The following is a 6,851-nucleotide window of genomic DNA, read 5'->3' on the forward strand; positions in this document are numbered from 1 at the left end:
TGTTAGGTAACGCCCAGGTCTCTTCTTGGGTCTTTTGGGCCGGATAAGTCCCTATATAAAAGGCCGACTCCTCAGTAGCTTCCGTCCTCTTCCTTGACGTCTCCGCGACACGCCTACTTAACATGCATGCATAACGACCGCAGGCATGACGGCGGCCCTTCGCACAGACAGGTCAATGGGTTGAACAGGCATCACTGGTGGCGGGACGCGGTGATCTACCAGGTGTACGTCCGCAGCTTCCTGGACAGCACCGGCGACGGCGTCGGCGATCTCGCCGGGGTCAGGGCGGGACTGCCCTACCTGAAGAAGCTGGGCGTGGACGGGATCTGGCTGAGCCCCTTCTACCCCTCGCCGCAGCACGACCACGGCTACGACGTGGCCGACTACCGCGACGTCGACCCGCTCTTCGGCGACCTCGCCGAGTTCGACCTGCTGATGGCTGCCGCCCGGCGGCTCGGCATCAAGGTGCTCCTGGACATCGTCCCCAACCACTGCTCCAGCGAGCACCCGTGGTTCCGGCAGGCGCTGGCCGACGCGCCGGGCAGCGCCGCCCGCGCCCGCTTCCACTTCGCCGACGGACGCGGCCCCGAAGGCGCCGAGCCGCCCAACAACTGGCACGCCATGTTCGGCGGACCGGCGTGGAGCCGGGTGACCGAGGCGGACGGCCGGCCCGGCCAGTGGTACCTGCACATGTTCACGCCCCAGCAGCCCGACTGGAACTGGCGCGAGTCCGCGGTCGCCGACGAGTTCGACCACACCCTGCGCTTCTGGCTCGACCGGGGCGTCGACGGCTTCCGCATCGACGTCGCCGCCGGCCTCTTCAAGGACCCCGGGCTGCCCGACTCCCCGGACCCCGAGGCCGACGCCCGCACCCGCGACTCGGTCAACCCGCTCGCCTGGAACCAGCCCGAGGTCCACGACGTGTGGCGGCACTGGCGGTCGGTCTGCGAGGAGTACACGGCACGCGACGGCCGGGACCGTCTCCTGGTCGGCGAGGTGTCCGTGCCCACGGCCCGCGAGCACGCGCGGTACGTCCGCGCGGACGAACTCCACCAGGCCTTCTTCTTCGACCTGCTCGGCGCCCCCTGGAACGCCGACGCCTTCCGCAAGGTCATCTCCGAGGCGATGCAGGACATCGCCGGCACCGGCTCCACCGTCACCTGGGTCCTCAACAACCACGACCAGGTCCGCACCGTCACCCGCTACGGAGAACCCGCCCCCGAGGGCAGCGGCCTCGGCGCCGCCCGCGCCCGCGCCGCCGCGCTGCTGATGCTGGCGCTGCCCGGAGCCGCGTACATCTACCAGGGCGAGGAGCTGGGCCTGCCCGAGGTCCTCGACCTGCCCGACGACGTGCTCACCGACCCGATCTTCCACCGCACCGGAAGCCGCGCCCGCATCCGGGACGGCTGCCGGGTCCCGCTGCCGTGGTCGGGCCAGGCGTCCCCCTTCGGCTTCACCTCCGGCGCCGAGGGCGCCAAGCCGTGGCTGCCGCAGCCCGACTACTTCGCCGAGTACGCCACCGACCGCGCCCTCGCCGACACCCGCTCCTTCTGGCACCTGTACCGCGACGGACTCCAGCTGCGCACCGCCCTGCCCCAGCTGGGCGAGGGCACGCTCCGCTGGCTGGACACCCCGCCCGGCGTCCTCGCCTTCACCCGCGGCGACGACCTCGTCTGCGCCGTCAACTTCGCCGCCTCGCCCACCCCCGCGCCGGTCTCCGGCACGCCCCTGCTGTCCAGCGGCCCGTGTCCCGCCGGGGTACTGCCCGCCGCCACGGCCGCCTGGTGGATCAACGACCGCTGAACCTCCCGATCTCCGTCAACCCCCTCCGAAGGGACATCAACGATGATGCGACGACGTACCGCCCTGCTCGCAGGCTGCACCTCCCTCGTCCTGGCGCTCGGCGCCACCGCCTGCGGCGACAGCGAGCCGGTCTCGGCCGGCGGCGGCGACAAGACGCTCGACGGCAAGACCGTCACCGTGGCCGGCGTCTGGTCCGGCAGCGAGCAGAAGAACTTCCAGAAGGTCCTGGACGCGTTCTCCGCGAAGACCGGAGCCAAGACACAGTTCGTGTCGACCGGGGACAACGTCTCCACCGTCGTCGGCAGCAAGATCGAGGGCGGCAACGCCCCCGACGTGGTGATGGTCCCGCAGGTCGGCGTGCTCCAGCAGTTCGCGAAGGAGGGCTGGCTCACGCCGCTCTCCGCCACCACCGAGAAGTCCGTGGACGCCGGGTACGCACCCGTCTGGAAGACCTACGGCAGCGTCGACGGCTCCCTCTACGGCCTCTACTTCAAGGCCGCGCACAAGTCGACGGTCTGGTACAGCCCCGACGCCCTCGCCCAGGCCGGCGTCCAGCCGCCGAAGACGTACGACGCGATGCTGGAGGCCGGACACACCGTCTCCGACTCGGGCCTCGCCGCCTTCTCGGTGGCGGGCCAGGACGGCTGGACCCTCACCGACTGGTTCGAGAACGTCTACCTCTCCCAGGCCGGACCCGAGAAGTACGACGCCCTCGCCGCGCACACACTGAAGTGGACCGACGCGTCGGTGGTCGAGGCGCTCACCACGCTCGGCAAGGTCTTCGCGGACGACCGGCTGACGGCGGGCGGGCAGAAGGGCGCCCTCAACACCGACTTCCCCGGCTCGGTGGAGAAGGTCTTCGGACCCGAGCCCGAGGCCGGCATGGTCTACGAGGGCGACTTCGTCGCCGGCGTCGCCAAGGACCAGTTCGGCCGGACCATCGGCGAGGACGCGAACTTCTTCCCCTTCCCGGCGGTCGGCACCGGTGTGGCCCCGGTCGTCAGCGGCGGCGACGCCGCGGTCGTCCTCAAGGACGGCAAGAACGCCGACGCCGGCATGAAGCTGCTGGAGTACCTCGCGACCCCCGAGGCCGCCGCCGTGTGGGCCGAGGCCGGCGGCTTCCTGTCCCCGAACAAGAAGCTCGACCTCGCCTCCTACGGCGACGACGTCACCCGCGCCACCGCCAAGTCCCTCGTCGAGGCCGGCGACTCGGTCCGCTTCGACATGTCCGACCAGGCGCCGGCGGCCTTCGGCGGCACCAAGGGCGCGGGCGAGTGGAAGATCCTCCAGGACTTCCTGCGCGACCCGTCCGACCCGAAGGCGACCGCGGCCCGCCTGGAGCGCGCGGCGGCCGACGCGTACAAGGGCTGACCGGCCATGACCGCGACCCTCGTGAAAGAGGCGCCCGCCGCGCCGGCCGGTTCCGCCGGCCGCGCGCGGCGGCTGCGCCGGCGCGGCCGGATCGCCGCCGTCCTGTTCGCCCTCCCCGCGCTGCTCCTGCTGGGCGCCCTCGTCGTCTACCCCGTGCTGTTCTCCGTCGGGCGCAGCTTCTTCGACGCGTCCGGCACCCGTTTCGTGGGCGGCGAGAACTACACGGAGATGTTCCGCGACCCGGCGACCCTCAAGGCGGTGCGGAACACGGCCCTCTGGGTCGTCGTGGCGCCGGCCCTGCTGACCGGTCTGGGACTCGTCCTCGCGGTGCTGGTGGAGAAGGTCCGCTGGGCGACCGCCTTCAAACTGCTGCTGTTCATGCCGATGGCCGTGTCCTTCCTGGCCGCCGGCATCGTCTTCCGGCTCGCCTACGACGAGGACCCGGACAAGGGCGTGCTGAACGCGGCCGTGGTCTCCGTCCACGACGCGTTCACGGGTACCTCGGCCTACCCGACGGCCCGGGCGCGCGACGGCCAGGGGCTCACGGCGGGCCCCGACGGCTCGTACCGGACGAGCGCGGGCGTCTCCCCGGGGGACACGGTGACGCTCGGCCTGGTCGGCGTCGCGCCCGGCCAACTGCCCGAAGGCGCCGCGCCGGCCGCCGCGGCCGCCGGCCGCACGGCGGCCCCCGACGAACTGCGCGGAGTCGTCTACCTGGACTTCACCCCCGGCGGGGGAGGGCGCCAGGGCGAGGTCGACGGGCGGGAGAGCGGACTGCCCGAGATGCGGGTCGAGGCGGTGCGCGACGGAGCGGCGATCGCGAGCACCACCACCGCGGCGGACGGCTCCTTCCGCTTCTCCGGACTGGACGCGGCCTCGTCGTACACGGTCCGGCTGCCCGCCTCGAACTTCGCCGCGCCCTACGACGGCGTCTCCTGGCTCGGGCCGGCGCTCGTCACCCCGGCGATCATCGGGGCGTACCTGTGGATCTGGACCGGGTTCGCGATGGTGCTGATCGGCGCGGGCCTGTCGACCCTGCCGAGGGAGGCGCTGGAGGCGGCGCGGATGGACGGCGCGAACGAGTGGCAGATCTTCCGGCGGATCACGGTGCCGCTGCTGGCACCCGTGCTGACCGTGGTCTTCGTGACCCTCGTGATCAACGTGATGAAGGTCTTCGACCTCGTCTACATCATCGCGCCCGGACCGGTGCAGGAGGACGCCACCGTGCTCGCCACCCAGATGTGGCTGGTGTCCTTCGGCGGCGGCAACAACCAGGGACTCGGCAGCGCGCTGGGCGTGCTGCTCCTGCTCCTCGTGGTCCCGGCCATGGTCTTCAACGTCCGTCGATTCCGGAGGAGTCAGCGATGAACGCGGTCAGGCGTGGCCTGGGCAACGGGCTGGTGCAGGCCTTCCTGGTGGTGATCGGCCTGGTCTGGCTGACGCCGCTGGCGGGACTGCTGCTGTCCTCGCTGCGGTCGGCGAAGGACACGGCCGAGGGCGGCTGGTGGACGGTGTTCGCCAGTCCGGGACAGCTGTCCTTCGACAACTACTCGGCGCTGCTGAAGAACGCGGGCATCACCCAGGCGTTCTGGAACACGGTACTGATCTCGGTGCCGACGACCGTGCTGGTCGTGGTCCTCGCCGCGCTCGCCGGATACGCCTTCGCCTGGCTGGACTTCCCCGGGCGCGACGCGGTCTTCCTGGTGGTGGTGGCGCTGCTGGTGGTGCCGGTGCAGATCGGGCTGCTGCCGGTGGCCAAACTCTTCGGTCAGCTGGGCCTGTTCGGCACGATCCCCGGAGTCGTCCTCTTCCACGTGGCGTACGGTCTGCCCTTCGCCGTGTTCCTGCTGCGCAACTACTTCGCCGAGATGCCGAAGGAGATGCTGGAGGCGGCGCGCATGGACGGCGGCAGCGAGTGGCGGATCTTCACCCGGCTCGTCCTGCCGGTGGGCCGGCCCGCGCTCGCCAGCCTGGCCGTCTTCCAGTTCCTGTGGGTGTGGAACGACATGCTGGTGGCACTGCTGTTCGCGGACAGCTCCGCACAGCCGCTGACCGTGCAACTCCAGTCGCAGATACGGCAGTTCGGCAGCAACATCGATGTGCTGGCGCCGGGCGCGTTCATCTCGCTGGTGGTGCCGGTGGCCGTGTTCTTCGCCTTCCAGCGGCACTTCGTGCAGGGTGTGATGGCGGGCTCGGTGAAGTAGGGCGGCGGGGGTGACCGCACCGGACGCGGCCACCAGGTGGTCACCGGGTGCGGTCACCCCCGCCGCCCCGCCGTCTCAGGGAGACGCGGGCGGGTACAGCGACCTCGGGAGCTGCGAGGCCGCCGCCGTGTCCAGCAGCCACAGCGTGCGGGCACGGCCCCGGGCGCCCGCCGCCGGGGCCTGGATCTCGCCCGCGCCGGAGAGCGCGATCGCCGCGGCGTTCGCCTTGTCCTCGCCGGCCGCCAGCAGCCACACCTCACGGGCCGCCCGGATCGCCGGCAGGGTCAGGGTGACCCGGGTCGGCGGAGGCTTGGGCGCGCCCCGGACGCCGACCACCGTGCGCTCGGTCTCCCGCACGGCCGGCAGCTCCGGGAAGAGCGAGGCCACATGGGTGTCCGGGCCGACGCCCAGCATCAGGACGTCGAAGGTCGGCACGGAGCCGTGGTTCTCGGGGCCGGCCGCACGGGCCAGCTCCTCGGCGTACGCCTCCGCGGCCGCCTCCACGTCGGTGCCGTACGGCCCGTCGGACGCGGGCATGGCGTGCACCCGCTTCGGGTCCAGCGGCACCGCGTCCAGCAGGGCCTCGCGGGCCTGCGTGACATTGCGCTCCGGGTCGCCCTCGGGCAGGAACCGCTCGTCGCCCCACCACAGGTCCAGCCGGGCCCAGTCGACGGCGTCCCGGGCCGGGGCGTCCGCCAGCGCGGCCAGCAGGCCGTTGCCGTTGCGGCCGCCGGTGAGGACCACGGACGCCGAGCCCCGGGAGGCCTGCGCGTCCACGATCTTCGTGATGAGACGGGCCGCGGCGGCCTGCGCCATCAGTTCCTTGTCGTGGTGCACGACGAGCTGGGGAGTGCTCACTGCGGATCCGCTTTCCTGACCGGGGGCATCTGTGCCGGAGAGGGCCGGTCCGGGTCGCCCTGGCCCGAAGGCGCGGCGGGCGGCGTGGCCGGTGTGGCGGGTGCGGACGCGCGGTCCGCGGCCGCCGGCTCCGGCACCGTGCGGACCGGGAGGGACGGGGTGGGCCGGGAGGCGGCCTCGGCCCGCTCCGCCTCGCGCTCGGCGGCCGACTGGATGCCGCCCAGCCGGTCCACGCCGAACCGCAGCGCGGACGCGTAGGTGTCGTCGGGGTCGAGCCTGCGCAGCTCCTCCGCGAGCAGCTCGGACGTCTCGCGGCGCTTGAGCGCCACCGCGCGGTCCGGCTGGCCCGGCAGCGCCAGCGTGGCCATCGCTCCGTCCGACCGGTGCAGCGTGATGGGCCCGCCGGTCGTCTCCATCCGGACCTGGGTCAGGCCGGGACCGGCCGAGACCGCACGCCGGACGTGCACGTGCAGCCGGTCGGCGAGCCACATGGCGAGCAGCTCGACGCTCGGGTTGGACTCCTCGCCCGCCACTTCGGCGGACACGATCTCGCAGGTGACCTGGTCGAGGGCGGCGGCCAGCATCGAGCGCCACGGGGTGATCCGGGCCCACGCC

Annotated in this window: 6 protein-coding genes; 4 read left to right on the forward strand and 2 right to left on the reverse strand. The window is 72.4% G+C overall.

The window, feature by feature from the left end:
- Positions 1-126 precede the first annotated feature (126 nt).
- Genes IE275_RS43925 through IE275_RS43940 form a run of 4 tightly spaced genes read left to right on the forward strand, consistent with a single transcriptional unit; the run spans position 127 to position 5,378 of the window.
- On the forward strand, positions 127-1,803 hold the full coding sequence (locus IE275_RS43925; RefSeq protein ID WP_189718311.1) for a glycoside hydrolase family 13 protein: 1,677 nt from the start codon (positions 127-129) through the stop codon (positions 1,801-1,803).
- 42 nt (positions 1,804-1,845) lie between these two features.
- On the forward strand, positions 1,846-3,174 hold the full coding sequence (locus IE275_RS43930; protein WP_189718312.1) for an ABC transporter substrate-binding protein: 1,329 nt from the start codon (positions 1,846-1,848) through the stop codon (positions 3,172-3,174).
- A 6-nt stretch (positions 3,175-3,180) separates the two neighbouring features.
- On the forward strand, positions 3,181-4,542 hold the full coding sequence (locus tag IE275_RS43935) for a carbohydrate ABC transporter permease (protein ID WP_189718313.1): 1,362 nt from the start codon (positions 3,181-3,183) through the stop codon (positions 4,540-4,542).
- Positions 4,539-5,378, forward strand: a complete 840-nt coding sequence (locus IE275_RS43940; RefSeq protein ID WP_189718314.1) for a carbohydrate ABC transporter permease — start codon at positions 4,539-4,541, stop codon at positions 5,376-5,378. Before IE275_RS43935 ends, IE275_RS43940 begins: the two co-directional genes overlap by 4 nt.
- Positions 5,379-5,453: 75 nt before the next feature.
- On the opposite strand, the gene pgl is transcribed toward IE275_RS43940, so the two are convergent.
- Together pgl and IE275_RS43950 are read right to left on the reverse strand one after the other, a co-directional pair.
- Positions 5,454-6,236, reverse strand: a complete 783-nt coding sequence (gene pgl / locus IE275_RS43945; protein ID WP_189718315.1) for a 6-phosphogluconolactonase — start codon at positions 6,234-6,236, stop codon at positions 5,454-5,456.
- Positions 6,233-6,851, reverse strand: a 619-nt coding sequence (locus IE275_RS43950; protein ID WP_189718316.1) for a glucose-6-phosphate dehydrogenase assembly protein OpcA, incomplete at its 5' end; no start/stop codon positions are given. The genes IE275_RS43950 and pgl, both read right to left, overlap by 4 nt.

It is taken from the genome of Streptomyces phaeofaciens (assembly GCF_014648915.1).
Lineage (GTDB): Bacteria > Actinomycetota > Actinomycetes > Streptomycetales > Streptomycetaceae > Streptomyces > Streptomyces phaeofaciens.